We start from the raw sequence: 26,510 nt of genomic DNA, 5'->3' as shown, positions 1-26,510 counted from the left end.
CGGGAGACCGCACGTGAGCATCGACTACAGCCAGAAGATTCCGAACAACGTCCACCTGTCCGACGACCGCGCGCTGCAACGCGCGCTCGAACACTGGCAGCCGGCCTTCCTGGACTGGTGGCGCGACATGGGTCCCGAAGGCTCGCACACGCACGACGTCTACCTGCGCACGGCGACCTCCGTCGATCCCTCCGGCTGGGCGCACTTCGACTACGTCAGGATGCCCGACTACCGCTGGGGGATCTTCGTGCCGCCGGGCGATCCCGAGCGCCGCATTCATTTTGGCGAGCACAAGGGCGAGGCCGCGTGGCAGGAGGTACCGGGCGAGCATCGCGCCAACCTGCGCCGCATCATCGTCACGCAGGGCGATACCGAACCCGCGTCGGTCGAACAGCAGCGCCACCTCGGCCTTACCGCGCCGTCGCTCTACGACCTGCGCAACCTGTTCCAGGTGAACGTCGAGGAAGGCCGCCATCTGTGGGCGATGGTGTATCTGCTGCATCGCTATTTCGGGCGCGACGGCCGCGAGGAAGCCGAGGCACTGCTCGGGCGCCGCTCGGGCGACGAAGACAATCCGCGCATTCTCGGCGCGTTCAACGAACGCACGCCCGACTGGCTCGCGTTCTTCATGTTCACGTACTTTACCGATCGCGACGGCAAGTTCCAGTTGTGCGCGCTGGCGGAATCGGGCTTCGATCCGCTCGCGCGCACCACGCGCTTCATGCTCACCGAGGAGGCGCATCATATGTTCGTGGGCGAGTCCGGCGTATCGCGCGCGATCCAGCGCACGTGCGAGGTCATGCGCGAGCGCGATATCCACGACCCGGCCGACGTGCGCGCGGCCGGCGTCATCGACCTGCAGACCATCCAGCGTTACCTGAACTTCCACTACAGCGTGACGATCGACCTGTTCGGCGCGGACCAGTCGTCGAACGCCGCCACGTTCTACAGCGCGGGCCTCAAGGGCCGTTTCGAGGAAGGCAAGCGCGACGACGACCACGTGCTCAAGCAGGACGTCTATCGCATCCTCGATGTCCAGGACGGCCGTCTGACCGAGCGCGAGGTGCCGATGCTCAACGCGCTCAACGAGGTGCTGCGCGACGACTATATCCGCGACTCGATGGGCGGCGTGGCGCGCTGGAACAAGGTCATCGAGAAGGCCGGCATTCCGTTCCGCCTGACCGTGCCGCACAAGGCGTTCAACCGACGCATCGGCACACTGTCGAACGTCCGCGTCTCGCCCGAAGGCGCGATCGTCGGCGAGGCCGAATGGGCCGCGCGCCAGCACGAATGGCTCGCGACGGACGAGGACCGCGCATTCGTCGCATCGCTGATGGGACGTGTGACCGAACCCGGCCGCTATGCCGGCTGGATCGCGCCACCGGCCGTCGGCATCAACCGGCAACCGATGGACTTCGCCTATGTCCGCTTCAACTAGGGACACCGACATGGGCGCGTCCGACATCATCCGGCAGCATCTGATCGATCCCGAGATCTGCATTCGCTGCAACACGTGCGAGGACACGTGCCCGATCGGCGCCATCACGCACGATGCGCGCAACTATGTGGTCAGGGCCGACGTCTGCAACGGCTGCGGCGCATGCCTGTCGCCGTGCCCCACGGGCGCCATCGACAACTGGCGTACGGTGCCGCGCGGGCAGGCATATCCGATCGATGCCCAGCTCGAATGGGACGAACTGCCCGGCGAGGTGTCCATGGAAGCGGCTGCCGGGGCCGCGACCGGCGCCCCGGACGCCGGCACGCCCGTGCAGGCCGTCGAAACCAGCCGCCACACCTCGCCCCGCGCGCCATGGTCGGCCGCGCAGCCGCACGTGAACCTGCACGGCGTCCGCGCGCCGGTCACGGCGACCGTCGCGGGCAACTACCGTCTCACCGACGCCGGCGCGTCGAGCGACATCCACCATCTGGTGCTCGACTTCGGCAACCAGTTCTTTCCGGTGCTCGAAGGCCAGGCGATCGGCATCGTCCCGCCCGGCACCGATGCCGCGGGCAAGCCGCACTACGTTCGCATGTACTCGGTGGCGAGCCCGCGCGACGGCGAGCGCCCCGGCTACAACAACCTCGCGCTGACCATCAAGCGCGTCGATCGCGATCACGACGGCCGCCCCGTGCGCGGCGTGGCCTCGAACTTCCTGTGCGATCTCGCCAAGGGCGACACCGTGCAGGTAGTGGGCCCGTTCGGCAGCACGTTCCTGATGCCGAACCATCGCGAGGCCAGCGTGATGATGATCTGCACGGGCACCGGCTCCGCGCCCATGCGCGCGATGACCGAGCGCATGCGCCGCCAGCGCGACCGGTTCGACGGCCGCCGCCTGCTGTTCTTCGGCGCGCGCAACCAGGCGGAACTGCCCTACTTCGGCCCGCTGCTGAAGCTGCCGAAGGACTTCCTCGACATCCACTTCGCGTTCTCGCGCGACCCCGCCGTGCCGCGCCGCTATGTGCAGGACGCCATCCGCCAGGCGGCCGCGCGCGTGGCCGCGCACCTCGGCGACCCGCACGGCTACGTCTATATCTGCGGCCTCAGGGGCATGGAAGACGGCGTGCTGGCCGCGTTCGCGGACGTCTGCGCCGCGCACGGACTGGACTGGGCGGCCATCGAGACCACGCTGCGGGCCGAGGGACGGCTCCATCTGGAAACCTACTGAGAATGCCCACGCTGCGTCGACTTCCCTTCTGAAACTGCCCGCCTATAATGTTTCTCAAGAAACAGGTAATCCCAGGAACAGCGGTCAGGAGCGGAGGTCAGGAGCCCCGATGCAGCCCATTCAGATTCCGGAGACAAACCCGGCCGGCAGCCCCGACCCGGGCACGACGTTGACCAAGGCGGTCATGCGCGCCGCCGCCTTTCTCGGCATCAGCCAGGCCGTGATCGCCAGCGTGCTGGGCATCAGCACGGCCTCGGTGTCGCGGATGGCCTCGGGAGGCTATATCCTCGACGCGCACCGCAAGGAATGGGAATTCGGCGTGCTGTTCGTGCGCCTGTTCCGCTCGCTCGACGCCATACTCGGCCATGACGAACAGGCCCGGCTCTGGCTGACCCACGACAATCTCGCGCTGGGCGGCAAGCCGCTCGAACTCATCCGCACCACGGAAGGTCTCGTACGTGTCGTTCACTACCTGGACGCCACCCGCGGTCGCATCTGAGCGCGAGCCCTGCGCGCTCCTGCTGTGGCGGGCCGTGGAAGCCCAGCACGTGGTGTCGACGATGCCCCTCGTCGATAGCCTCGAGGAGCAGGCCGTGCTGGAACGCGTGCTGGAAGCGGGCAAGCCCCACGTGCCTCACGACGCGCAGGCGCTCCACTATCTGATGTTCACGCCGTTCCGCTACCCCACCGGTTCCGCCGACGCGCGCCGCGCCTCCCGCTTTCGCGCGGCACAGGATGCCGGAGTGTTCTATGGCGCCGACGAGGTTCGCACCGCCTGCGCGGAGCTCGGTTACTGGCGCTGGCGCTTCCTGATGGACAGCCCCGACCTGCCGCGCATCGATGCGCGCGCGCAGACGCTGTTCCAGGTCAGCGTGAGTACGCAGGGCATCGCACTCGATGCGCCGCCATTCGTTGAGGACGCCGCGCAGTGGACGGACCCGACCGACTACTCGGCCTGCCAGGCCTTCGCGCGCATCGCGCGCGAAGCCGGTGTCGGCGTCATTCGATACACCTCGGTGCGCGACCCGCTCCATGGCCGCGCCGCCGCGGTGCTGACACCGCGCGCGTTCGATACCACGCATCCGCGCGAGACCACCACGTGGATGCTTACCGTGCGGCGAGACCGCGTGATCTGGCAGCGTGACGACCTGCAGCAACGCGATAGCTTCGAGTTCGAAGCGGCGCCCTGGAAGTAAGTCGGCATAAGTGTTGCAATGCAAAATTAGATGACATATAATTTCAGCTTCGACGGACGCGGGGTGGAGCAGTCTGGCAGCTCGTCGGGCTCATAACCCGAAGGTCGCAGGTTCAAATCCTGCCCCCGCAACCAACCTGGTTACCAACACGCCGTCATCGCATTTCGAAAACCCGCTGCTGCGCAGCGGGTTTTTTATTGCCTGCAATATCTGCACCGCTGCCACGTGCAATATGCAATGGTCGGCGCGATATGTGCCGCATCCCCGCCCTGACCCACAAGAAGCGACAGGAACGCGGGCAGGAACGCGTCTTGCGGAAGTCCTCACTCCATCACTCGTTTCTCAGAGGAGCAGAGATCATGGCGACTTCCAACCAACGAAAGACTTCGGCTAAGTGGATCACCGCAGCGTTGACCTGCGCGATGCTCGCGAGCGGCGCGGCATGGGCACAGGGTGGCGGCGGCGGTGGTGGGGGCGGCGGCGCGGGCGGCGGTGGCGGTAGCGCCGGCACGGGCACCGGCATGGGCGGCGCGCCGGGCACGAGCACGGGCACGGCCTCGGGCACCACGGGCCCCGGCGATACGCCGGCCACGAACCCTTCGGGCGCGCGCGGCACCAACCCCAACAGCAGCACGCGTGACCGCGCCCGCGACAGCACCATGCCGCGCGACAGCAACCGGACGATGCCGCGCAGCGGTACCGATTCGACGATGGGCCGTCCGAGCACGACGCCGGGTACCGGCACCACCGCGCCAGGCACCGCGTCACCGGCGCCCGTACCGGGTTCGCCCGGCACCACCGGCACGAGCGGCCGCTGATGCGGCGCCGGTCCACGCGGCTGGCGGAAGACAGCGAGGGCGACAGCAAGGGCAGTGGAAACGCCATGGGGGCGGCCGGCGGCGCGGTGATACACTTGGCGCCATTCCTTCCGGACGCCCCTCATGAAATTCTGCTCGAACTGCGGCCACGCGGTCGTCTTGCGCGTACCCGATGGCGACAACCGACCGCGCAGCGTTTGCGACAACTGCGGCACGATTCATTACGTGAATCCGCGTAACGTGGTCGGCACCATCCCGGTATGGGAAGACAAGATCCTGATCTGCAAACGCGCGATCGAGCCGCGCTATGGCTTCTGGACACTGCCCGCGGGTTTCATGGAAATCGGCGAGACCACCGCGCAGGGCGCCATGCGTGAAACGCTCGAGGAAGCCGGTGCGCGCGTCCAGATGGGCGAACTGTTCTCGATGCTGAACGTGCCGCACGTGCATCAGGTGCATCTGTTCTACCTCGCGACGCTCGAGGACCTCGACTTCGCCCCCGGCGAGGAAAGCCTCGAGGTGAAGCTCGTGACCGAGGACGAGGTGCCGTGGGACGACCTCGCGTTTCCCACCGTCATCCACACGCTGCGCAGCTTCTTCGCGGATCGCGCCGCCGGCCGCATCGCGGACGGCAGCTTCCGCCTGCACACCCTCGACATCGACAAGCCCATGCGACCGCTCGAGAGCCGCGCGTCCGTCACCCCGACCCTCACCCTCTGAGACGCGCCGGGGCACGAACCCATGATTACCTGGCTGGACCCGCAGGACCCGTTTCCGCCCGTCGAGCGGGCGCTGGGCCCTGCATCCGACGCGCCCGGCCTGCTCGCGGCCAGCCGCGACCTGTCGCCGCAGCGGCTGCTGCTGGCCTACCGGCAGGGCATTTTCCCGTGGTACTCCGAAGGACAACCGGTGCTCTGGTGGAGCACCGATCCGCGCATGGTGCTCGCACCCGCGGCGCTACGCGTCTCGTCAACGCTGCGCAAGACGCTGCGCCGCGTGCTGCGCGACCCCGCATGGGAGATCCGCGTCGATGCGGACTTCGTCGCCGTGATGCGCGCGTGCGCGATGACGCCGCGCGACGGCCAGTTCGGCACATGGATCACCGACGAGATCGTGGCGGCCTACAGCGCGCTGTACCGCAACGGCCTCGCGCATTCGGTGGAGGCATGGTACGAGGGCAAGCGCGTGGGCGGGCTGTACGGCGTGGCGCTCGGGCGCATGTTCTACGGCGAGTCGATGTTCGCGCATCGCACCGATGCGTCCAAGATCGCGCTCGCGGCGCTGTGCGCGTTTCTCGTCGGCCACGGCGTGGCGCTCGTGGACTGCCAGCAGGAAACGGAGCACCTCGCCTCGCTCGGCGCGAGCCCCATCGCGCGCGAGGCGTTCCTTGCCCATGTGCGGGCGGCGGCGGCCCTCCCCGAGATTCCGGACTGGCGGTTCGACAAGTCGGTGCTCGCCCATTGGGCGTGGCGCAACAGCGGCGCGGACTGACGCCGCAACACTGCCGTGGCCTCTGTTAGACTGCGTTCAGGCACATCATTCGCCTGGACGCCACTGCCATGAGCAAGCTGAAGGAACTCCCGCTTTCCGCGCTGCAGTTTTATGCGACGGCGCCATATGCGTGCAGCTACCTCGACGGCCGCATGGCCCGCTCGCAGGTGGCCACGCCCGCCCACCTGATCAACGCGGATGTCTATTCGCGCCTCGTCCGCGCCGGGTTCCGGCGCAGCGGCATCTTCACGTATCGCCCCTATTGCGACGAATGCCACGCGTGCACCCCGTGCCGCGTGCTCGTGGACCAGTTCCACCCCGACCGCAGCCAGCGCCGCGCGTGGAAGCAGCACGCGAACCTGCAGGCGCTGGTGGCGCCGCTGACGTACATGGAAGAGCACTACGCGCTGTATCTGCTGTATCAGTCGATGCGCCACGCGGGCGGCGGCATGGACCAGGACAGCCGCGACCAGTACGAGCAGTTCCTGCTGCAGAGCCGCGTGAATTCGCGGCTCGTGGAATTCCGGGAGCCGCCCGACTCGCCCGAGGCCGGACGCCTGCGCATGGTCAGCATGATCGACGTGCTCGACGATGGCTTATCCTCGGTCTACACGTTCTACGATCCACTCGACGTCGGCGCGAGCTACGGCACGTACAACATCCTCTGGCAGATCAACCAGACCCGCGAGCTCGGCCTGCCGCATCTCTACCTCGGCTACTGGATCGCGGACAGCCGCAAGATGGCCTACAAGTCGCGCTTCCGTCCGCTGCAGGTGCTCACCGGCAACCAGTGGCAGGCCTTCGAGCCCCCCGTACCGGACGGCCCCGCCGCACCCGGTACAATGCCGCCCTGACCTGAACTCCCTTGCGGCGCCCGCCGCGTCTTTCGCCCCGTGCTCAACGCGCTCTATCCCCTGTTCCGCCCCGCCCTTTTCTCGATGGACGCGGAAGATGCCCACCATTTCACGCTGAACAACCTGCTGCGCGCCAAGCGCGCCGGGCTGGGCGGCTGCATCGGCAACCGCATCGCCGACAACCCGCGCACCGTGATGGGCGTGAAGTTTCCGAATCCGGTCGGCCTCGCCGCGGGGCTCGACAAGGACGGCGCCTATATCGACGGCCTGGCCGCGCTCGGCTTCGGGTTTATCGAGGTGGGCACGGTCACGCCGCGCGCGCAGCCGGGCAATCCGCGCCCGCGCATGTTCCGCCTGCCGCAGGCCGACGCGCTGATCAACCGCATGGGCTTCAACAACGGCGGCGTCGATGCATTCGTCGCCAACGTGCAGGCCTCGCGATGGAAGGCGGAAGGCGGCGTGCTCGGGCTCAATATCGGCAAGAACGCGGACACGCCGATCGAGCGCGCGGTGGACGACTACCTGTACTGCCTGGAACGCGTGTATCCGCACGCGAGCTACGTCACCGTCAATATCTCCTCGCCGAACACGAAGAACCTGCGCCAGCTGCAGGGCGCGAGCGAACTGGACGGCCTGCTGTCCACGCTCCGCGAGGCACAGCAGCGCCTGGCCGACCAGCACAAGCGCTACGTGCCCCTCGCGCTGAAGATCGCGCCCGATCTCGACGACGATCAGGTGCGCAATATCGGCGATGCCCTCGTGCGCCACGGCATCGACGGCGTGATCGCGACCAACACGACGATCTCCCGCGACGCGGTCAAGGGCCTGCCGCATGCCGAGGAGGCCGGCGGCCTCTCGGGGCGGCCCGTGTTCGAAGCCTCCACGCGCGTCGTGCGCGCGCTGCGCGCGGTCGTCGGGGACGCGGTGCCGATCATCGGCGTGGGCGGCATCTTCAGCGGCGCCGATGCGCGCGCGAAGATCGACGCCGGCGCAAAACTCGTACAGGTGTACAGCGGCCTGATCTACCGTGGCCCCCTGTTGGTGCGCGATTGCGCGAACGCACTGCGCTGACCGCCCGAGCCGACCCGGGCCACGGCCCGGAGTGCCGAATCGCACCAAAAACGGCATTTCCGCGCAATTAAATGCGCGTTGCATCGCGTGCCGCAGCCAATTGCGGCACGATATGCCGCACCGCCGCACTAAAAGCGGGCCTCTCCGCCGCCGAAAATGGTATCCTCTCGGGCTTCCTGAGAACCCATTCCCAACCTTCGGCGGAGAACAACTACATGCTGCGTCTCAAGGCATCTGCCCATTCGAATTTCCTGCGTACCGCCCTCGGCGCGGCCACCGCGCTCGCCCTGCTGACCGGCGGCGCCGTGCACGCCCAGACCGTCAAGGTGCTGTCGATCGTCGACCACCCCGCGCTGGACGCGATCCGCGACGGCGTGCGCGCCGAGCTGAAGAGCGCCGGCTATGACGCCGACAAGAACCTGAAGTGGGAATACCAGAGCGCGCAGGGCAACACCGGCACGGCCGCGCAGATCGCGCGCAAGTTCGTCGGCGACCAGCCGAACGCCATCGTCGCCATCGCCACGCCGTCGGCGCAGGCCGTGGTCGCCGCCACGAAGACGGTGCCCGTGGTGTACTCGGGCGTGACCGATCCCGTGGCCGCCCAGCTGGTCAAGGCATGGGGCCCGAGCGGCACCAACGTGACCGGCGTCTCGGACCAGCTGCCGCTGGACAAGCAGGTGGCGCTGATCCTGCGCGTGGTGCCCAAGGCGAAGACCGTCGGCATGGTCTACAACCCCGGTGAAGCCAACTCGGTGGTCGTGGTCAAGGCGCTCAAGGAAATCCTGGCCAAGCAGGGCCTGACGCTGAAGGAAGCCGCCGCGCCGCGCACCGTCGATATCGGCCCGGCCGCGAAGAGCCTCGCCGGCAAGGTGGACGTCATCTACACGAACACCGACAACAATGTGGTCTCGGCGTATGAAGCGCTGGTCAAGGTCGCGAACGAATCGAAGATTCCGCTCGTCGCCGCCGATACGGACAGCGTGAAGCGCGGCGCCGTCGCGGCCCTGGGCATCAACTACGGCGACCTCGGCCACCAGACCGGCAAGATCGTGGTGCGCATCCTCAAGGGCGAGAAGCCCGGCGCGATCGCCTCGCAGACCTCGGACAACCTCGAGCTGTTCGTGAACACGGGCGCAGCCGAGAAGCAAGGCGTCACGCTGTCGCCGGAACTGGTCAAGGAAGCCAAGACCGTCATCAAGTAAGCCCCAGTCAGCCTTGCCAGCCGGGACGCCCGCGCGTCCCGGCACAGGATTCCCCATGTCCCTCTTCTCTCTGCTGGGCGCCCTGGAGATCGGCCTGATCTTCAGTCTCGTCGCCCTCGGGGTGCTGATCTCCTTCCGCATCCTCAACTTTCCCGATCTGACCGTCGATGGCAGCTTTCCGCTCGGCGGCGCCGTCGCGGCCACGCTGATCTCGGCCGGGTACGATCCGTTTCTCGCCACGCTGGTGGCCATCGCCGCGGGCGCCGTGGCGGGCTTCATCACGGGCTGGCTCAACGTGCGCCTCAAGATCATGGACCTGCTCGCCAGTATCCTGATGATGATCGCGCTGTATTCGATCAACCTGCGCATCATGGGCCGCCCCAATGTGCCGCTGATCACCGAGCCCACGCTGTTCACGGTCCTGCAGCCCGAATGGCTGCCCGACTATGTGCTGCGCCCCGCCCTGCTGTTCGTCGTGGTGGTGGTGGCCAAGCTCGCGCTCGACTGGTTCTTCGCCTCGCAGCTGGGCCTCGCGATGCGCGCCACGGGCGCCAATCCGCGCATGGCGCGCGCGCAGGGCATTGCCACGGGCCGCGCCACGCTGGCCGGCATGGCGCTCTCCAACGCGCTGGTCGCGCTGGCCGGCGCGCTGTTCGCGCAGACGCAGGGCGGCGCCGATATCTCGATGGGTATCGGCACGATCGTCATCGGGCTGGCCGCCGTGATCATCGGCGAGACCATCCTGCCGGCACGCCGGCTCGTGTGGGTGACGCTGGCCGTGGTGCTCGGCGCGATCCTCTATCGCTTCTTCATTGCGCTGGCGCTCAACAGCGACTTCATCGGCCTCAAGGCGCAGGATCTGAACCTCGTCACGGCCGCGCTGGTCACGCTGGCGCTGGTGCTGCCCGCCACGCGCAAGAAGCTGTTCGCGCGCAAGAACGGAGGTGCCTGACATGCTTCGCGCAACCGACCTCAAGCTCACCTTCAATCCCGGCACGCCGATCGAGACGCGCGCGCTGCGCGGCCTGAGCCTCGATATCCCGAGCGGCCAGTTCGTCGCGGTGATCGGCTCCAACGGCGCCGGCAAGTCCACGTTCCTCAACGCGATCAGCGGCGACCAGATGGTCGATACGGGCCGCATCATGATCGACGAGACCGACGTCACGAAGCAGCCCGCATGGGACCGCGCGCATCTGGTCGCGCGCGTGTTCCAGGACCCGATGGCGGGCACCTGCGAGGCGCTGACGATCGAGGAGAACATGGCGCTGGCCATGGCGCGCGGCACGCGCCGCGGCTTTGGCGGCGCGCTGAACAAGGCGTCGCGCGAGCTGTTCCGCGACAAGCTACGCCTGCTGAACCTCGGGCTGGAGAACCGCCTGACGGACCGTATCGGCCTGCTCTCGGGCGGCCAGCGCCAGGCCGTGAGCCTGCTGATGGCCTCGCTGCAGCCGTCGCGCATCCTGCTGCTGGACGAGCATACCGCCGCGCTGGATCCGAAGACGGCCGCTTTCGTGCTGGAACTGACCGCGCGCATCGTCGAGGAGAGCAAGCTCACGACGATGATGGTCACGCACAGCATGCGCCAGGCGCTCGACTACGGCCAGCGCACGGTCATGCTGCATCAGGGGCAGGTCGTGCTCGATGTCTCGGGCGACCAGCGCAAGGGCCTCGACGTGCCGGACCTGCTCAAGATGTTCGAGCAGACGCGCCACGAGCAGCTCGACGACGACGCCCTGCTTCTCGGTTGAGCACGCAGTTAGGCAACATCCGTGGCCCGGTGAAAATCGGGCCGCGGCGCTGTGGCTAGCATGGTTGGCACCCGCCGTCTCGCGCCGATGCCGCCATGCCACGCCAATACCTGCTGCAAACCTCCCACGGACAGATCGCGGTCGAAGATTCGGGTCGCGCCGGCGCCCATCATTCGCATACGTCACGTACGCCGCCGGTCCTGCTGATCCACGGCAACTCGTCGTGCCGCGCCGTGTTCCGCCACCAGATGGAAGGCCCGCTGGCCGCCTCGCACCGCCTGATCGCCTTCGACCTGCCCGGCCACGGCGAATCGTCGAACGCGATCGACCCCATCCGCACGTACACGCGCTCCGGTTTTGCCGATGCGGCGATCGAACTGCTGGCAAGGCTCTGCATCGACGACGTGATTCTGGTCGGCTGGTCGCTCGGCGGCCATATCGCGCTCGAGATCGCCGCGCACTTCCGCGGCGTGCGCGGCATGCTGATCTGCGGCACGCCGCCCGTGGGCCGCGACCTGTCGGTCGGGTTCCTGCCGGCCCCGCATATGCGGCTCGCCAGCCAGCAGGTGCTCTCGGCGGAAGACATCGAGACGTTCGGCCATGCAATCTTCGGCGAGCATTTCACGCCCGAACTGCGCGCGGCGATCGCGCGCACCGATGGCATCGCGCGCAAGACGATGTTCGAGGCCGCCCGCGCGGGAGCGGGCGTCGATCAGCGTGCGCTCGTGGAATCGCTGCCCGTGCCGCTAGCCATCGTCAACGGGGCGAACGACCGCTTTCTCAACCTCGACTACATCGACAGCCTGGCCTACGCGAACCTGTGGGAGGGCCGCTGCCTGCGGCTCCCCCACGTGGGCCACGCACCGTTCCGCGAAGCCCCCGCCCAGTTCGATCCCGTGCTCGCGCGATTCCTGCGCGACATGACGCAGGACACGGCGCATTGATCAGAACGCAGGCCCGTTCGGGCTCAGGCGCATGCCCGGCTGCAGCCGGCGCCATGGCAGCTCGGCGGGGTCCGCGATAAACGGTCCCGGCGCGCGAACCACGAGGATCTCTTCGGCAATCGGCGCGAAATCCGCGCGGAAATGCACCGAACTCTTGTTGACGAGAATCTTCATCTGCTCAGGTTCGATCCCGACCACGCGGTACATGTTGCGGTCGAGCAATTGCGCCTTGGCCGAACTCACGGCCACCAGCACGCCGTCGATGCGCAGCCGCGCCATCGGTCCCATGTCGGCCGCCTTGCCGTGCATCATCGGGCCGCCATAGGTGAACCTGCCATCGGACAGCGCTTCCACCTCGAACGTCGCGCGCAGCGGCGCGTCGCCGGCCACCTGCGGACAGCCGCCAAGCGCGATCTCGATCTTGGCGCCGACACCGGCACGGTGCGCGGCCGCCGCGGCCGCGGGATCGCAGACGATGCCGATGGCCGCCTCGTCCGCGCCGGCCGCCAGCAACGCGCGCAGCATGCCCATCGTGTTGCCGTCGCCGCCCACGCCGGGGTTGTCCTGCGTATCGGCCAGGATCACGGGACGCGTCGCGGTCCGCGCCACGGTCATCGCATGCCGCACGGCCGCGTCGGGCGCTTCGAACTGCACGGCCCATTGCGACTCGGGCTCGCAGATGCGCGCGACCAGCGCATCGACCGCGCGCTCCACGCTGCCGCGTTCGAAGCCGTGCCCCCAGACCACGGGCCCGCATTCCGGAAAGTCCGCGGCCGGAAAGCCCGGCGCGAACGACAGCGACAGCAGATCGGCCGGCGCGGTGTCTTCGAGCAGTTCGAGCAGCGCATAGACGCCCTGCGTCGGCTGCATCATCGTGGACATGCTGTTGACGGGAATCAGGAACGGCACGCGGCGCGCCACGCAGACGGGGCGCTTGCCGTGGCGGCCGATCTCCAGCAGCATCTCGGCCGCGCGCCGGCCCGTCTCGGCCATATCGACGTGCGGATACGTGCGATACGCGACGAGGCCGTCGGCCAGCGACAGCATGCGCTCGGTCACGTTGGCGTGCAGGTCGAGCGAGACCACGATGCGCATGTCGGCGCCGACCACGTCGCGCAGGCGCGCGAGCAGTTCGCCTTCGCCATCGTCGAGGTGCTGCGCGACCATGGCGCCATGCAGGTCGAGGTAGATCGCATCGTAGCTGCCGGCTGCCTTGCCTTGCTTCGCGGCCTCGACGATCTCTCCCGCGATGCGCTCGTACGCATCGGTCGTGACGTGGGCCGAGGCCCCCGCCCCCGCCCAGATCACGGGCGTGACCGTGTGGCCATGCGCGCGCACGTGGTGAATGAATCCGCTGACGGGCACATTGACGTCGAGCAGGCCGTAGACCGCCTCGCCCCGCACCATCGCCGGAAAGTCCTCGCCGCGGACAAAGCTTTCGTAGCTCGCCATGGTCGGTGCGAACGTATTGGTTTCGTGCTGGAAGCCTGCGACGAGGATGTTCATGGGGTCTCCTTGCTTCTTGCGCTTGCTGGGGTCGGCTTGCTGGAGTTGATTACTGCGGGACGAGCTCGACCGAGCGCGCCATCTTGCGGAATTTCGCGGTCTCGTCGGCGTAGAACCTTGCCGAGGTCTCGAGCGTCTGCGGCGGCAGCGGCTGCACGCCGGAGAGCTCGAGCGCCTTGATCAGTTCGGGCGAGCGCAATGCCTGCTGCGATGCGTCCAGCAGGACGCGCGCGCGGTCCGCGGGCATGCCAGCGCGCGCCATCACGCCGATCCAGATCGCGTAGACGAACTCGGATTTCTTCGCCACCTGCGTTTCGCCGATGGCCGGGACGTCGGGGAGGTTGCGCATGCGCTGGCTGTCGAGCACGGCCACCGCCTTGATCTTGCGCGTCTCCAGCAACTGCGTGGAGGCGCCGATATTCGGCAGGATCGTCATGTCGATCTGATGGCCGGTGAGGTCGGCCAGCATCGGCGTGGCGCCCTTGTACGGGACCTGCAGCACCTTCGCACCGGTCGCTTTGGCCATGTATTCGGCGACGATGTGGTACATCGTGCCATAGCCGGGATTGCCGAACGTCAGGCTCTGCGCGCCGGGCGCCTTGCCGGCCGCGATGATCTGTTCGAGCGAGGTGTAGGGCAGGTCGTTGCGCGTCATGACCACGAGCGGGTGGTTCGACACGGGTGCGACGAGCGCGAGGTCTTCGGACTTGTACTTCGCGCTGGCCAGCGCGAGCGGCGTGAGGATGGCCTCGTTCGGCGAGCCCATGATCAGCGTGTAGCCGTCGGCGGGCCGGCTCAGCAGCCGCTGCATCGCGAGCGCGCCACCGGCGCCGGGCAGGTTCTCGATGACCACGGGCTGGCCCAGCACCTTCGCCATCGCGGGCTGCATCGCGCGGGCCACGACGTCGGCGGGGCCGCCGGGCGGGAAGGCCACGAGCATCGAGATGGGCTTGTTCGGAAACGTCTCGGCCGCGTGCGCCAGTATCGGCAGGACGCCGAGCGCAGTCAGGCCGAGCGCAGTCAGGCCGAGCAGGCGGGCCGCGGTGGACAGGCCGCGGGCGATGATATTGGGGGTATGGCGCATCCTCTTCCTCTCCGTTCTTCCGCGCCCGCGCGATATGGGATGGGGCGTCGTGTGTTACGGATTGTTGGCGTGAGAATGCGTTCGAGCAACAGCAAGATGTGGAGGACATCGTTGCCTGGCAGGCAACGACGCCCCCCCTCAGACCGTACCGGCCTTGTCGAGCCAGCGCGTCAGCTGGTCGGTGATCGCCGTGCTCGAGAACGAGCAGCTGTCCTGCGCGAACGCGGCGGACATCTCCAGACGGCGCAGCAGCTCTTCCATGGCCTGCCCGAACACGGGCGGCAGCGCCAGCGCCGGCGCGGCGCCGCGCCATGCGGTGATCAGTCCCGTCACCGGCAGATCGCCCCGCAGATGACGGTCGAGCGCCGCGCGCATCGTCGCGAGGGTTTCGGTATTGACGCTCATGCGCGCGCCCTCCTCTCCTTGTACAGCTCCCGGAACGTACGCCCGCTCGGCGCGGGCATATCGCGCGTCTCGGTCCACCCCTTGCCCGCCATCGGCAGGCTGGCGATCAGCCCGCTGCGGCCGCCGAGCCGCGACAGGAAGCGCGCGCCGATCCGCGTGGCAAACGCATACAGCGCGGGACGCCTGGCCACATACCCCCACGCCTGCAAGGCAAACCGTTCCTGCCATGGCCGCAGGCCGCGCTCCATCTGTTTCTCGCGCAGCTTGCGCAGCAGGTCGGAGAGCGGAATCGACGCCGGACACACGCGATTGCATTCGCCGCACAGCGTGGCCGCCTGCGGCAGATCGATCGCATTGGCCAGCCCCACATAGCTGGGCGTGAGCACGCTGCCCATCGGGCCCGGATAGACCCAGCCGTACGCGTGCCCGCCGATCTTCTGGTACACGGGGCAATGGTTCATGCAGGCGCCGCAGCGGATGCACCGCAGCATCTCCTGGAACTCGCCGCCGATCAGCCCGCTGCGGCCGCCATCGACGAGCACGAAGTACATATGGTCGGGCCCATCCTTCTCGCCGTCGGCGCGCGGCCCCGTCAGCAGCGAGAAATAGTTCGAGATGGCCTGTCCCGTGGCCGAACGCGGCAGCAGCCGCATGACGGTGGCCAGATCCTCGAGCGTCGGCAGGACCTTCTCGATACCGGTCACCGCCACGTGCACGCGCGGCATGATCGTGCACATGCCCTCGTTGCCCTCGTTGGTCACCACGGCCACCGAGCCGGTCTCCGCGATCACGAAGTTGCCGCCCGTCACGCCCATGTCCGCGGACAGGAACTCGGGACGCAGCACGCCGCGCGCCTCGCGGGTCATCTCCGACACGTCGGTCAGGCGCGGCTTGTTGTGGACGCGCGCGAACAGGTCCGCCACTTCGTCCTTGTCCTTGTGGATCACGGGCGCAATGATGTGCGACGGCGGCTCCGAGTCGTTGATCTGCAGGATGTATTCGCCCAGATCGGTCTCGATGCTCTGCACGCCCATCTCGCCGAGCACCTGGTTCAGCCGCATTTCCTCGGTCACCATCGACTTCGACTTGATGACCTTCTTCACGCCATGCTTCAGCGCGATATCGGCCACGAGCTTCGCCGCGTCGGCCGTGGTTTCCGCGTAGAGCACGGTGGCGCCGCGCTTCGTCGCGGCTTCCTCGAAGGTCGTGAGCCAGACGTCGAGGTTCTCCAGCGCGCGATTGCGGCGCTCCTTCAGCGCGGCGCGCGTGGCGTCGAAGTCGATCGCCTGAATGGCCTCGGCGCGCGCGGAGACGAATTTCGTGGAAAGCTTCTTGAGGTTCTGCTGCAGGCGCTGGTCGGCCAGCTTCTGGCCGGCACGCGCCTTGAATTCCATGCTGTGGACTTGCATCGTGGGGCTCGTCTCGTATGTCGTTATGCGTCGCCGGCCAGCACCTGCGCGATATGGAGCACGCGCGTGCGGTCGTCGCCGGACCGGCGCAGGCGGCCCTCGATATTGAGCATGCAGCCGAGGTCGCCCAGTACCACGGCGTCGGCGCCGCTCGCCTTGATGTTCGCACACTTCTCGTCGACGATCGCCGTCGAGATGTTGCCGTACTTGACCGAGAACGTGCCGCCAAACCCGCAGCATGCCTCGCAGTTGTTCATTTCGGTCAGCGTCACGCCGGGCAACTGGCCCAGCAGCGCGCGCGGCTGCTGCTTGACGCCGAGCTCGCGCAGGCCCGAGCACGAGTCGTGATAGGTCACGTGTCCCGTGAAGCCCGAATCGAGCGTCTGCACCTTTGCCACATTGACGAGGAAGTCGGTCAGCTCGAACACGCGTTCGCGCAGCCGCTCGTAGCGGCCATGCAGTTCGGGATCGTCGCGCAGCAGGTCGTGATAGTGATGGCGGATCATGCCGCCGCACGAGCCCGACGGGACCACGACGTAGTCGAACATCTCGAACTCGCGCAGGAATTTCTCGGCCAGATCGCGCGAGACCGCCCGCTCGCCCGAGTTGTAGGCCGGCTGGCCGCAGCACGTCTGCGCCTCCGGCACCATGACGTCGTAGCCGGCGTTTTCCAGCAGCTTGAGCACGGAGAACCCAATCTCCGGCCGCATGAGGTCCACCAGGCAGGTGGCAAACAGCCCGACTCGCATCGTTTTCCTTTTATCCAGACCCGAAACCCCGCAATTATGCCGCGCGCCCGGCGCCGCGCGGCTCAACTTATTCAGCCCGAGGCCCAATCCTGCTCATCTGTACACACTGCACCGACATTTCACCTATTGAAATTTTCACGATGCGAGATAGAATCAGGCAACCGCTTAAAAAATTGCCGCAGGGCAACATTTCACTCATGGCAGAAACAGAGAAGTCGCCGGGCAAGACATCGATCCAGGTCATCGAACGCATGATGACGCTGCTCGATGCCCTCGCCCAGCATGCCGATCCGGTCAGCCTGAAGGAGTTGTCGCTGGCGACCGGCCTGCATCCCTCGACCGCGCACCGCATTCTCAACGACATGGTCGCGTGCCGTTTCGTGGACCGGTCCGATCCGGGCAGCTATCGCCTGGGCATGCGGTTGCTCGAGCTCGGCAACCTCGTCAAGGCGCGCCTTTCGGTGCGCGATGCGGCGCTGGCGCCCATGCGCGCGCTGCACCGCGTCACGGGGCAGACCGTGAACCTGTCCGTGCGGCAGGGCGACGAGATCGTCTATATCGAGCGTGCGTATAGCGAGCGCTCGGGCATGCAGGTCGTGCGCGCGATCGGCGGCCGCGCGCCGCTGCACCTGACGTCGGTCGGCAAGCTGTTTCTGGCCGCGGACGAGGCGGTGCGCGTGCGCAGCTATGCCACGCGCACGGGGCTCGCCGGCCACACGCGCACATCCATTACCGATCTGACCAAGCTCGAGCGCGAGCTCAACTGGGTTCGCACGAACGGTTATGCGCGCGACAACGAGGAGCTCGAACTCGGCGTGCGTTGCATCGCCGCGGGCATCTACGACGATTCGCGGCGCCTCGTCGCGGGCCTGTCGCTGTCGGCGCCGGCGGACCGGCTGCAGGACAGCTGGCTGCAGAACCTCAAGGACACCGCGCTGCAGATCTCGCGCGGCATGGGCTACGCGACCGATGCCACGGCCGCGGGCCACGGCAGCCAGTTGTCGCATCACGGCTCGCACGGCGCGGCCGCATAGCCACCGAACGCACACCTTCTCATGTCCAGTTCCGATTTTCCCGCCCGGCTGACGGAAGCGCTCGGCCCCGATACGGTTTTCACCGCCCCTGACGATATCGCCCCGTGGCTCGCCGACTGGCGCGGCATCTATCGTGGACACGCGCAGGCCGTGGTGCGGCCGCGTACCGTCGATGACGTGTCGCGCGCGCTCGCGCTGTGCCAGCAGGCCGGCGTACCCGTGGTGCCGCGCGGCGGCAATACGGGCCTGTGCGGTGGCGCCACGCCCGATGCGCAGCCCGTCAACGTGGTGCTGAGCCTCGACCGCATGAACGCCGTGCGCTCGCTCGACACGATTGCCAACACGATGGTCGCCGAAGCGGGCTGCATTCTCGGCAACCTGCGCCGCACCGCCGCGGAAGCGAACCGTCTGCTGCCGCTGTCGCTCGCGGCCGAGGACTCCTGCCAGATCGGCGGCAACCTGTCGACGAATGCCGGTGGCGTGAACGTCGTCCGCTATGGCATGACGCGCGAGCTCGTGCTCGGCGTGGAAGCGGTGCTGCCCAATGGCGAGGTGTTCAATGGCCTGCGCACGCTGCGCAAGGACAACACGGGCTACGACCTCAAGCAGTTGCTGATCGGCGCGGAAGGCACGCTCGGCGTGATCACGGCCGCGTCGCTGCGGCTGTTCCCGCGCACCGATACGCGCTGCGTGGTGCTCGCCGCGGTGGAATCGCCGAAGCAGGCGCTGGAGTTGTTCGAGCTGCTGTTCGAGCGCTGCGGCGCGCGCGTGCAGGCCTACGAGTTCTTTACGAGCGCGTGCCTGGACCTCGTGCTCGCGCATGCCGAGGGCGTGCAGGAACCGTTCGCGCAACGGTATCCGTCGTATGTGCTGATGGAGCTCGCCGACAGCACCGACGAGGCCGCGCTCAACGCGCTGCTCGAGCAGGTCATCGGCGATGCGCTGGAGCGCGAACTCTGCCTCGACGCCGTGGTATCGGCCTCCCTCGCGCAACTGCATGCGCTGTGGAAGCTGCGCGAGGAAATCTCGGAAGCGCAGCGCGCGGACGGTCCGCACCTCAAGCACGATATCTCGCTGCCGATCGAACATATCCCCGCGTTCATGGTATCGATGGAAGCACGCCTGCGCGCGCGCAGCGCGGATATCCGGCCCTTTATCTTCGGCCATTTCGGCGACGGCAATCTGCACTACAACCTCTCCCGCCCGGCCGGCGCGCCGCGCGAATGGGCCGCGCAGGATGGCGAAGCCTTCACCGACGAAGTGCTCGACGAGGTGGTGCGCTACGGCGGCAGCATCAGCGCGGAGCACGGCATCGGCCAGCTGAAGCGCCATGCGTTCCTGCATACGAAGGACCCGCTGGAACTGCGCCTGATGCGCGAGATCAAGCGTGTCTTCGATCCCGCCGGCATCATGAACCCCGGCAAGCTGCTCTGATCCGGGAGAAAGGGTGCTAGCCACCGCTCGCGCTGAGTTATAGTAGCCCTCCTGTGTCGATACCGGAGGTTCGAATCCTCTCGCCCCGACCAGATTTCATCGCCCGGAAAGCTATGGCAGTCCTTGAAACCAAGGGCAGTCATGGCGATCCGGGCGATTTCATTTCCGAGTCGAGGCAATCCGCTGTGTCAATCGAGCGCGATTCACACATGCCAGTATCACTGCCAACCGGCGTCCACCGCCGGGGTTCGACTTACCACCTCCGCATTGGTGTACCCGACGACGTCAGGCATCTATGGCCGCGTCGTGCAGACGGGTCTGACGCCGTTGATGCCTATCGGGCGAGCTTGCGTACTTCGGATCGCAACGAGGCCGCCACGAAAGCCCACGAGATCATCGCCGACTATCGTCGGCAGTTCGATGACCTGCGGGCTAATGCAAAGCCAGCGCCCCTGACTCCCATTACGGACGATCTTGTCGCGTATATCGGCGGCAGGATCGAGCGCGACGTGCTCGCCTTGGACGACCTGCTCCGGACCAACCCCTCGCTCATGAAGGGAATGGTCGGACGCGGGATTGCCTACTTATCCGATAGCTCGGTCACGAGACCTGCATGGCAGGACCTTGGGGACTATCTTTCCACCAGGCAGCACGAAGACATCACCGCAATCCACTCGGCAATCCTACGGGGGCTGAAGGCCGATATGGCGGTCGGTCGCTTAGATTCGGCCAAGAGGGGCGCAGAGGCCGCCTGTGCCGCGCTAACGATTCGTGTGGACTGGGGTAGCCCCCGCGCACGAGCGGCGCTTCAGAAGATCATGCGGGCGCTAGTAAAGGCGTGGCAATCCGTTAGCGAGCGAGACTCCGGCGAAGTCGTTGAAACGCCAGAGCCCATCGCTGCGCCGGACAACATCGCTCCTGCTGCGGTATCGCAGGCGCCTTCGGCGAAGACACTGCGAGATGTCGTACCGCTTTGGCAGCAGCACAGCACACCGACAGACAACGCGATCCAGCGCACGGCGAGAGCCTTGGCACTCTTTGAACAAGCGGTCGGCGCTATCCCCCTCCGCTCATTGGAGAAATCGCACGGGGCAGCCTTCTTGCGTTTCCTCAAAGACTCCAAGGCCCGGGGCTTCGCCGCAAAGACGGCGCACAACCATGCGTCAGCTATAGGCGCGTTGATGACAATTGCGGTGCGCGAGGACCTCATTGACAGCAACCCGCTCGACCTGACGATGGACAAATCGGCAGGGAGCAAGAAACGCGAGCCGTGGCATGCAGAAGACCTCAACGCGATCTTCGGAAGCGACCTATTCGCCGACACGATTCCGCATGACTTCCCAACGTGGCGTAACGCGGCGCCGCAGGATGGCCGGGTGCTACTACTACTGCTTGCGCACACGGGCGCACGCATAGGCGAGATCGCGCAATTGCGGGGCGAGGACTTTATCGTCAGGAATGGAGTGGAAGCGATCCGCATCACCGCCGAAGCGGGCACTGTAAAGACCGACGCCTCCGAACGCGTGGTCCCGCTGGCGGAGCATTTAGTCACCGACGCGTGGTTCGCGACCTGGCTCGATGGTGCCCGCCTGACCAAAGGCCCTGCATTGCTCACCTTTTGCGGCAAGGGCACCCTCCCCGGCGATGTCGCCAACCGATGGTTCCGGGCCTTCCGCGATGCAGTGGGCCTCCCGGACGGGGCACCCAACGGGGCACACAGGTTCCGCCATTGGATTCGGACGGAGCTGGCGGCACAACATGTTACGGATGCTGTGGCCGATCAGATCACGGGGCACTCGGCGAAAGGCAGTGCCGGTCGGACGGTCTACACGGGCACATTGCCGTTGGCGACGGTTAAAGAAGCACTGGACCGCCTACCCTTTTCGGGCGCTACGAAGGGGAACGGCTAAGAAAAAAACCAGAAAAATCCGCGTCACCTGATGTGTCGGCACGGCTTGCAGCTTCCCCTGCACCCCGGGGGCACTTGCCGCAGTGTGCTGGCTCTTTTCACATGGCGACCCTCGTCACGTCTACTGACTCATCCAGTAAGCCTCGCTAAGAAAGGCCCGATGCGCCAAGTAATACTCGGCGTGTTTCAATGATTCATCGACTCGGGCCGAGTCTAAGGTGTCCCTGCCCAAGTCATCGGCGTTCAGATAGCTCACCACGCGTTTAATTAGCGCGACTCGCGCGTGATGGTCACCATTCTCGTATGCCTTTCGAAAGTCCTCGTGACCTCTTGCGTCCCGCTCGCGCAGCATCAGCAGCTTCAGATACTGCGGGTCGGACTGATCAATGGGCGTCTTCAGGCCGGACCATTGGACGTCCATCCATTGCTGCCTCTGCTTGATACAGTCATTGACGGCCCGATAGGCATTCGACAGAAGTTGGCCGACTACACCGTTGTGCCAATCAGCCATTGTTCTCTGCATTTCAGGCTGAGTGATACCAGCAGTAGTCAATTGCGCTTCCATCTCACGCATCCTACGCAGCAACTCATCGCGGGGGACTGGATCGGCGAGATAGCCGGATCGAGTCAGGAGAGTGGCTGAAAGCTCCGCCATCGAGACGACAAGCCCCTTGAGCCTCTGGGCTAGCTGCGCCGTCTCTGTGACCTGCTCCGTAAGTACACGCAGTCTCGCTTCCACCCCGCCCGGGCCTTTGATTGACTCGAACATCTCGATGTTCGTGAGGAAAAATAGGACAACACTGGCGGAAAGACATGCTGTCCCTGCCGCAACACGATCGATGAACAGCAGGAATATCCCAAGCAGTAAAACCACTACGCACGCGAGCCCAATAAACAAACGTTGAGTTCCTAGCAGGATTCTTTTTACACGAGTGATCACCGTTTGCTCCACACCTCACTGATTCAAAGGTCTCCCCAGCCGACGTTTGATGCCATGTGCCAGTTGCGCATCACAAGCTTCCGCCTTTAGCACCCCCAACACCTTTCTCTTGGGGCTAGCGTGATCCAGCACGAAGTCGGATAGCGTCACATAGACGAGCGAGCGTCAAGGCTAAAGCTCAACGCCGAGACATCGAGGTCTAGTTAGCTCCGGTCAGAAAAATAGAATCAACCAACCGAGTGCAACTCGACGTCAACCTCGCGAGCACCTTAATCTGTTCCTTGCACGACTGAATTTCAGATGGGGTCGGATAGTTAATCGTGTGATCGACTTCGCCCCATAGCTCCTCAGCAAGCGTTCGCACTTGAATCTCGGCTGTACGGGCTTGCTCGCCCCCCGTACTGACCACGTAATGGACGCTTGTGTACAGGCGGCTGTTATTGACCGTTTCAATACCGTACTGCGTGAAAATCTCCTTGTACTCATCGTCCCAGATTCTGGCTGTGGGTCCCTCTACGATCTCGTATGCCTCGCTGCGAAGAAGGTCGCGAACGATCGCATCTATACGCGGAAACTGACTGGTATGCAAATGGAGCAGACGCACGCCGGCAAGGTCGTTAATCTCGTTGAAAAGATTGTCCGGTGTGATTGCAAAGGGCTTGCCCTCTGCTTTGGCTTTCCGCATCTTGCGAGCTAACTTATCACGTAAGTGGTCTGGGTCCTTGGCGCGGCGCCTGACTGAATGCACATAGGGCGTAAGAACCTCTTCGGAAAACAACTCAAAAAGATTCTTCGCTAACCGTGAGGCGCGAGGTTGCTCCTTTTCCCGATAGTGCCCTACCAGCGAGTCAATCAACTCTAGGTCTTCGGCGGCGAGTTCAATCAAGATGCCCTCCTGTTGTCCACGCCCTCCAAACGCCCCAGTATCGTCTTCGCCAAACGGCTAAAGCAAGTCCACGCTGCGTTACGCTGCACGGTTGTACCGTATCCCGTTCTCCACAAAGGTACGCCCTCTCGTTGGGCCGCGACTGCTCTGCTTCCAAAATCGGGAACAAATCCGAGATTGAGTGGAGCAGTTGCTGTCTGCACAAGAGATGGGTCAACTCGATCGAGCAGGCTCAACAGGTCGGATTTGAAGGTCTTTTCAATCTCTGGCAACCACGATAGGAACGTCTTGGACGGCAGCGAATCGTAGACTCTGAATCGCTGCGGGATATAACCAAGCGGTTGAGGTCTGCCCGGCAAAAGGCTCACTGAACTAGGCGCAAGCTCAACAACTGAGCTCCAATCACTTATCCAGCTTGCCAAGGTATGGCCCAGCGTCTTGATTGCGCGAACCGAGAACAACTCGCAGGCCGCAGGGACAACGAAGGCATCGCAGTCCAATAAAATGATTCGGTTCAGAGGTCCGATGTTCGGCCCAGTGTCGTATAAGACGACCGTAGCCCCAGTCTGCTGGACGGCAGCAGAAACCACGTTGCTTAACGCCGAAGTGCCACGAAATCCCCGGAGCTTTCGTTGAAAACAGTCTCCCCAAAAACTTGTAAGTTCGGCTTCGAATTCCGCAAGACGCACGTCTCCCGGAATTAAACTTAGGTTTTGGCCGACTTGAATAGGCGGAATCGAACGAGGTAGGCCTGTCGCCTCGACAACTGGCTTGAGCGCGCTCCAAATAGTCTGTCCGTTGTCACCATCCGACTCGTCGAGAAGGTCGTTTACGACCGAATCTTCGATTAGGTAAGAGGTGAGGTTGCATTGAGGATCAGAGTCCACCAATAGGACAGTGTGTCCGAGCGCCGCCATCGCGCTTGCCAGATTTACAGTCAGCGTTGTCTTCCCGACCCCGCCTTTGTGGTTATAGATGGCAAGTCGCTTCGCTGGCCCTCTAGGATTATTGGCTTCCTGATTCATCGACGTCGTTCTCGGTGACATCTGCTTGTACGGTCTCGCTGTCACTACTCTTCGCGGTGCGACGAGGCTTCTTGCGCCGAAGGTCTGCGGTGGCTTGACGCGCCGCCGCCCGGTCCGGGAGCGATTGAACGTAAAGCTCGCCGATAGCCGACAACTGTTTCTTACCCTGCCCTGCCGGAATGAGGAACATTGCCGCTGCGGCATTGTCCACGGCTCGCGCGGGATTAGAGAATTTAATCTGTGCGGCTTCAGTATTCAGCTTACTGAGATCAAGCGTCTTGAAATGAGGCTCGTTCCGATAGTGCGTAAAGTAATAAGCCAGACATGCAACCCGCTCCGACTCTGTCTGAGGACGCTTTTCTATTAAGAATGATTTTGGCGACGGCGCCCGTACCTCTGAAAAATTACTCGACGTCCCGTGTGGGTGAACCACCCCCGATCCCGCAGCGTGCGACTGCGTTGACGGTGCTTGACCAAACGTACCGCGCTCTATAAAGGGCAAGTCAAAAAACGTGCATAGCGTCTTGAAAAGTCTAACGCGCCCGCCTTGATCAAGCGGCGCGAGTGATGAAACCAAGGTGGACAGCACGGCCGCTTCGTCAACTGTTTTGCTCGACTGCGGCGCAGCGTCGGAGGGCTTTGGCAGCGATGCGGATGGGTCCATAGATTTTTCTCGAAATGTTTATGGGGCGATGGTCACATTGATCAGACATCTTCGCAATAATGCTACAGCAGGCCAAACCGCTCTCGCGCGTTTCTCTGAATCGGTTGCTCGCCAGCGCGACGAACAACATGAGCCGCGTATGGCTTCGCCCCGCAATGCCGGCCCAGTTCGTGGAACGCCTACAGAGCCGAAATTTACCAAAACCAGCAATACCGATACACCGTGCTTCGAGGGGGTGTGGCCGGCAGGAGACGACTCGCCGCAACAGCATGGCAGTAAGCATTGAGAAATGCCGCTCCAAAGGCAACTTGCTAGTGCCGTATGGGTGTACCTGTGCGACACCACGCCCAACGCGGCACTGCATCAGTGCCACAAGGACCTGACTTAAAAGTGGCTTATACGACTCTTACTCTCTGGTCTATGGTCTGCGCACCGCTCCCGCGACGCACCGCTCGGATCATCCAAATGTGCTTTATGGATTACAACACGGAAGATTATGCTCACGTGTTTGAGATTGCCCATATAAACCGTTAAAGTGCCTTGAATGGTGAACGGAGCCCGCGATGTCGTCGAGAGATGTTGAGCAAACCCTGTTGAGCCGCTGCGCTGCCGCGGCAAAGGGTGAGCTCGCGCGTGCCGGCGACCAACGCGAGGCGAACGTGTTTCGGCTCGCGTCGATGATCCTTCGGCCGCGAATGCCGTCAGAGGCAGATAGGCTCTTGACCGCCAGCGAGTCCTACTTCAGCCAGCACCCCACCGATCTTGTCGCCAGCGGCGACGTGGTTCGCAATGGATGGGTGCTGAGCGTGCCGCGTCTCCGCGATATGCTGACCATGCAACTGCGCCGCGCTTGATATGCCCGACGGCTTCTACACCCACACCGCACTCGCCGAGGGTCTTCGGGAACTGATGACCCAACTCGAAGGACGTCTATCGTTGCAGAAGCCGTTGACCGTCTACCTCGCAGGCGGAATGGCTGTTCACCTGTACACGGCTAGCCGCGTGACAACCGATGTCGACGCTGAATTTGCTGGTCGAGTAATGCTGCCGCAGGACTTGCTCGTAGACGTGAAGCTGGAGAACGGCATTACCCAGGCGATCTACCTGGACACCAACTACAACCCCACATTCGCGCTGATGCACGAGGACTACCAGGAGGACTCCATTCCGGTGGACCTTGGTCTCAAGCAAATTCGAGTGAGGGTCCTCTCCCCGACCGATCTGGCGGTTAGCAAGATCGCCCGTTTGGCCGAAAACGATCGGGAAGATATTCGCTCACTGGTGTCAGAGCGCCTGACATCCGCGGCGGAGATCGAGGCACGTGCCACCGAAGCGCTTGGTGGGTACGTCGGCGGCATCGAGATGCTTCGCGCAAACCTGCGCGATGCCGTAGCCATTGCTCGTGACCAGGAACGGGCAACTGACACTCGCGACGGGTCCGTCGTTCAGCCAAAGGGCTGAGACCCAGACACACG

General features: G+C 64.9%; 27 protein-coding genes and 1 tRNA gene. 19 read left to right on the top strand and 9 right to left on the bottom strand.

What is annotated here, in order from left to right; genetic code table 11:
- The first annotated feature begins 13 nt into the window (after nucleotides 1-13).
- The 14 genes from boxB to FOB72_RS04520 all read left to right on the top strand — a co-directional run bounded on the left by boxB (nucleotide 14) and on the right by FOB72_RS04520 (nucleotide 11,990).
- Nucleotides 14-1,438: a benzoyl-CoA 2,3-epoxidase subunit BoxB gene (boxB, locus tag FOB72_RS04585; protein ID WP_150371438.1), complete on the top strand. Its 1,425-nt coding sequence runs from the start codon at nucleotides 14-16 to the stop codon at nucleotides 1,436-1,438.
- 10 nt (nucleotides 1,439-1,448) lie between these two features.
- Nucleotides 1,449-2,666 carry a benzoyl-CoA 2,3-epoxidase subunit BoxA gene (gene boxA, locus FOB72_RS04580; RefSeq protein WP_150371437.1) on the top strand — a complete coding sequence of 406 codons (1,218 nt, stop codon included), beginning with the start codon at nucleotides 1,449-1,451 and terminating at the stop codon, nucleotides 2,664-2,666.
- A 109-nt stretch (nucleotides 2,667-2,775) separates the two neighbouring features.
- Entirely contained in the window at nucleotides 2,776-3,165 is a 390-nt protein-coding gene (locus FOB72_RS04575) for an antitoxin Xre/MbcA/ParS toxin-binding domain-containing protein (RefSeq protein WP_150371436.1), read from the top strand.
- Nucleotides 3,125-3,862, top strand: coding sequence for an RES family NAD+ phosphorylase (locus FOB72_RS04570; RefSeq protein WP_191002191.1), 738 nt, complete (start codon nucleotides 3,125-3,127; stop codon nucleotides 3,860-3,862). The genes FOB72_RS04575 and FOB72_RS04570 overlap by 41 nt, the downstream gene beginning before the upstream one ends.
- Before the next feature lie 57 nt (nucleotides 3,863-3,919).
- Nucleotides 3,920-3,996, top strand: a tRNA-Met gene (locus tag FOB72_RS04565).
- A gap of 225 nt (nucleotides 3,997-4,221) precedes the next feature.
- Nucleotides 4,222-4,680 carry a hypothetical protein gene (locus FOB72_RS04560; protein WP_150371435.1) on the top strand — a complete coding sequence of 153 codons (459 nt, stop codon included), beginning with the start codon at nucleotides 4,222-4,224 and terminating at the stop codon, nucleotides 4,678-4,680.
- Between the two features lie 123 nt (nucleotides 4,681-4,803).
- On the top strand, nucleotides 4,804-5,400 hold the full coding sequence (locus FOB72_RS04555) for an NUDIX hydrolase (RefSeq protein ID WP_150371434.1): 597 nt from the start codon (nucleotides 4,804-4,806) through the stop codon (nucleotides 5,398-5,400).
- A 21-nt stretch (nucleotides 5,401-5,421) separates the two neighbouring features.
- Entirely contained in the window at nucleotides 5,422-6,171 is a 750-nt protein-coding gene (aat, locus tag FOB72_RS04550) for a leucyl/phenylalanyl-tRNA--protein transferase (protein WP_150371433.1), read from the top strand.
- Nucleotides 6,172-6,239: 68 nt separating this feature from the next.
- Complete coding sequence (locus FOB72_RS04545; protein ID WP_150371432.1) at nucleotides 6,240-7,025, top strand: arginyltransferase; 786 nt, start codon at nucleotides 6,240-6,242, stop codon at nucleotides 7,023-7,025.
- A 39-nt stretch (nucleotides 7,026-7,064) separates the two neighbouring features.
- A complete protein-coding gene (locus FOB72_RS04540) occupies nucleotides 7,065-8,096 on the top strand; it encodes a quinone-dependent dihydroorotate dehydrogenase (protein ID WP_150371431.1) in 1,032 nt (343 codons plus the stop codon).
- 215 nt (nucleotides 8,097-8,311) lie between these two features.
- On the top strand, nucleotides 8,312-9,298 hold the full coding sequence (locus tag FOB72_RS04535) for an ABC transporter substrate-binding protein (RefSeq protein WP_150371430.1): 987 nt from the start codon (nucleotides 8,312-8,314) through the stop codon (nucleotides 9,296-9,298).
- 55 nt (nucleotides 9,299-9,353) lie between these two features.
- On the top strand, nucleotides 9,354-10,250 hold the full coding sequence (locus FOB72_RS04530) for an ABC transporter permease (protein ID WP_150371429.1): 897 nt from the start codon (nucleotides 9,354-9,356) through the stop codon (nucleotides 10,248-10,250).
- 1 nt (nucleotide 10,251) lies between these two features.
- The gene (locus tag FOB72_RS04525) at nucleotides 10,252-11,046 is read left to right on the top strand and encodes an ABC transporter ATP-binding protein (RefSeq protein ID WP_150371428.1); all 795 of its coding nucleotides are present in this window, start codon (nucleotides 10,252-10,254) and stop codon (nucleotides 11,044-11,046) included.
- 95 nt (nucleotides 11,047-11,141) lie between these two features.
- A complete protein-coding gene (locus FOB72_RS04520; RefSeq protein ID WP_150371427.1) occupies nucleotides 11,142-11,990 on the top strand; it encodes an alpha/beta fold hydrolase in 849 nt (282 codons plus the stop codon).
- Here FOB72_RS04520 and FOB72_RS04515 read toward each other — a convergent pair whose 3' ends face one another.
- The 5 genes from FOB72_RS04515 to FOB72_RS04495 form a co-directional block, all read right to left on the bottom strand.
- On the bottom strand, nucleotides 11,991-13,496 hold the full coding sequence (locus tag FOB72_RS04515; protein WP_150371426.1) for a M81 family metallopeptidase: 1,506 nt from the start codon (nucleotides 13,494-13,496) through the stop codon (nucleotides 11,991-11,993).
- A gap of 49 nt (nucleotides 13,497-13,545) precedes the next feature.
- The gene (locus FOB72_RS04510; protein ID WP_150371425.1) at nucleotides 13,546-14,580 is read right to left on the bottom strand and encodes a tripartite tricarboxylate transporter substrate binding protein; all 1,035 of its coding nucleotides are present in this window, start codon (nucleotides 14,578-14,580) and stop codon (nucleotides 13,546-13,548) included.
- 138 nt (nucleotides 14,581-14,718) lie between these two features.
- On the bottom strand, nucleotides 14,719-14,985 hold the full coding sequence (locus tag FOB72_RS04505) for a hypothetical protein (protein WP_150371424.1): 267 nt from the start codon (nucleotides 14,983-14,985) through the stop codon (nucleotides 14,719-14,721).
- Entirely contained in the window at nucleotides 14,982-16,394 is a 1,413-nt protein-coding gene (locus tag FOB72_RS04500) for a LutB/LldF family L-lactate oxidation iron-sulfur protein (protein WP_150371423.1), read from the bottom strand. Before FOB72_RS04500 ends, FOB72_RS04505 begins: the two co-directional genes overlap by 4 nt.
- 23 nt (nucleotides 16,395-16,417) lie before the next feature.
- Nucleotides 16,418-17,143, bottom strand: a complete 726-nt coding sequence (locus FOB72_RS04495) for a (Fe-S)-binding protein (RefSeq protein ID WP_150371422.1) — start codon at nucleotides 17,141-17,143, stop codon at nucleotides 16,418-16,420.
- A 197-nt stretch (nucleotides 17,144-17,340) separates the two neighbouring features.
- Between FOB72_RS04495 and FOB72_RS04490 the strand changes: the two genes are divergently transcribed.
- The 3 genes from FOB72_RS04490 to FOB72_RS04480 all read left to right on the top strand — a co-directional run bounded on the left by FOB72_RS04490 (nucleotide 17,341) and on the right by FOB72_RS04480 (nucleotide 21,521).
- Nucleotides 17,341-18,177 (top strand): IclR family transcriptional regulator, encoded by an 837-nt coding sequence (locus FOB72_RS04490; protein WP_150371421.1) that lies wholly within the window; start codon nucleotides 17,341-17,343, stop codon nucleotides 18,175-18,177.
- A 21-nt stretch (nucleotides 18,178-18,198) separates the two neighbouring features.
- The gene (locus FOB72_RS04485) at nucleotides 18,199-19,611 is read left to right on the top strand and encodes an FAD-binding oxidoreductase (protein WP_150371420.1); all 1,413 of its coding nucleotides are present in this window, start codon (nucleotides 18,199-18,201) and stop codon (nucleotides 19,609-19,611) included.
- A 113-nt stretch (nucleotides 19,612-19,724) separates the two neighbouring features.
- Nucleotides 19,725-21,521: a DUF6538 domain-containing protein gene (locus FOB72_RS04480; RefSeq protein ID WP_150371419.1), complete on the top strand. Its 1,797-nt coding sequence runs from the start codon at nucleotides 19,725-19,727 to the stop codon at nucleotides 21,519-21,521.
- A 120-nt stretch (nucleotides 21,522-21,641) separates the two neighbouring features.
- Here the strand turns inward: FOB72_RS04480 and FOB72_RS04475 are convergent, their stop codons facing one another.
- From FOB72_RS04475 to FOB72_RS32120, 4 genes are all read right to left on the bottom strand, one after another.
- On the bottom strand, nucleotides 21,642-22,460 hold the full coding sequence (locus FOB72_RS04475; protein ID WP_150371418.1) for a hypothetical protein: 819 nt from the start codon (nucleotides 22,458-22,460) through the stop codon (nucleotides 21,642-21,644).
- Between the two features lie 199 nt (nucleotides 22,461-22,659).
- Entirely contained in the window at nucleotides 22,660-23,346 is a 687-nt protein-coding gene (locus FOB72_RS04470; protein WP_150371417.1) for a RelA/SpoT domain-containing protein, read from the bottom strand.
- Nucleotides 23,343-24,371: a ParA family protein gene (locus tag FOB72_RS04465; protein WP_191002190.1), complete on the bottom strand. Its 1,029-nt coding sequence runs from the start codon at nucleotides 24,369-24,371 to the stop codon at nucleotides 23,343-23,345. The genes FOB72_RS04470 and FOB72_RS04465 overlap by 4 nt, the downstream gene beginning before the upstream one ends.
- Nucleotides 24,352-25,035, bottom strand: coding sequence for a hypothetical protein (locus tag FOB72_RS32120; RefSeq protein ID WP_191002189.1), 684 nt, complete (start codon nucleotides 25,033-25,035; stop codon nucleotides 24,352-24,354). Before FOB72_RS32120 ends, FOB72_RS04465 begins: the two co-directional genes overlap by 20 nt.
- A gap of 563 nt (nucleotides 25,036-25,598) precedes the next feature.
- On the opposite strand from FOB72_RS32120, the gene FOB72_RS04460 reads away from it, so the two are divergent.
- Nucleotides 25,599-25,889: a hypothetical protein gene (locus FOB72_RS04460; protein WP_150371415.1), complete on the top strand. Its 291-nt coding sequence runs from the start codon at nucleotides 25,599-25,601 to the stop codon at nucleotides 25,887-25,889.
- Between the two features lies 1 nt (nucleotide 25,890).
- Nucleotides 25,891-26,496 carry a DUF6036 family nucleotidyltransferase gene (locus tag FOB72_RS04455; protein WP_150371414.1) on the top strand — a complete coding sequence of 202 codons (606 nt, stop codon included), beginning with the start codon at nucleotides 25,891-25,893 and terminating at the stop codon, nucleotides 26,494-26,496.
- Nucleotides 26,497-26,510 lie beyond the last annotated feature (14 nt).

It is taken from the genome of Cupriavidus pauculus, assembly GCF_008693385.1.
In the GTDB taxonomy this organism is placed as follows: domain Bacteria; phylum Pseudomonadota; class Gammaproteobacteria; order Burkholderiales; family Burkholderiaceae; genus Cupriavidus; species Cupriavidus pauculus_D.
This window is presented reverse-complemented; position numbering and strand designations above follow the sequence as displayed.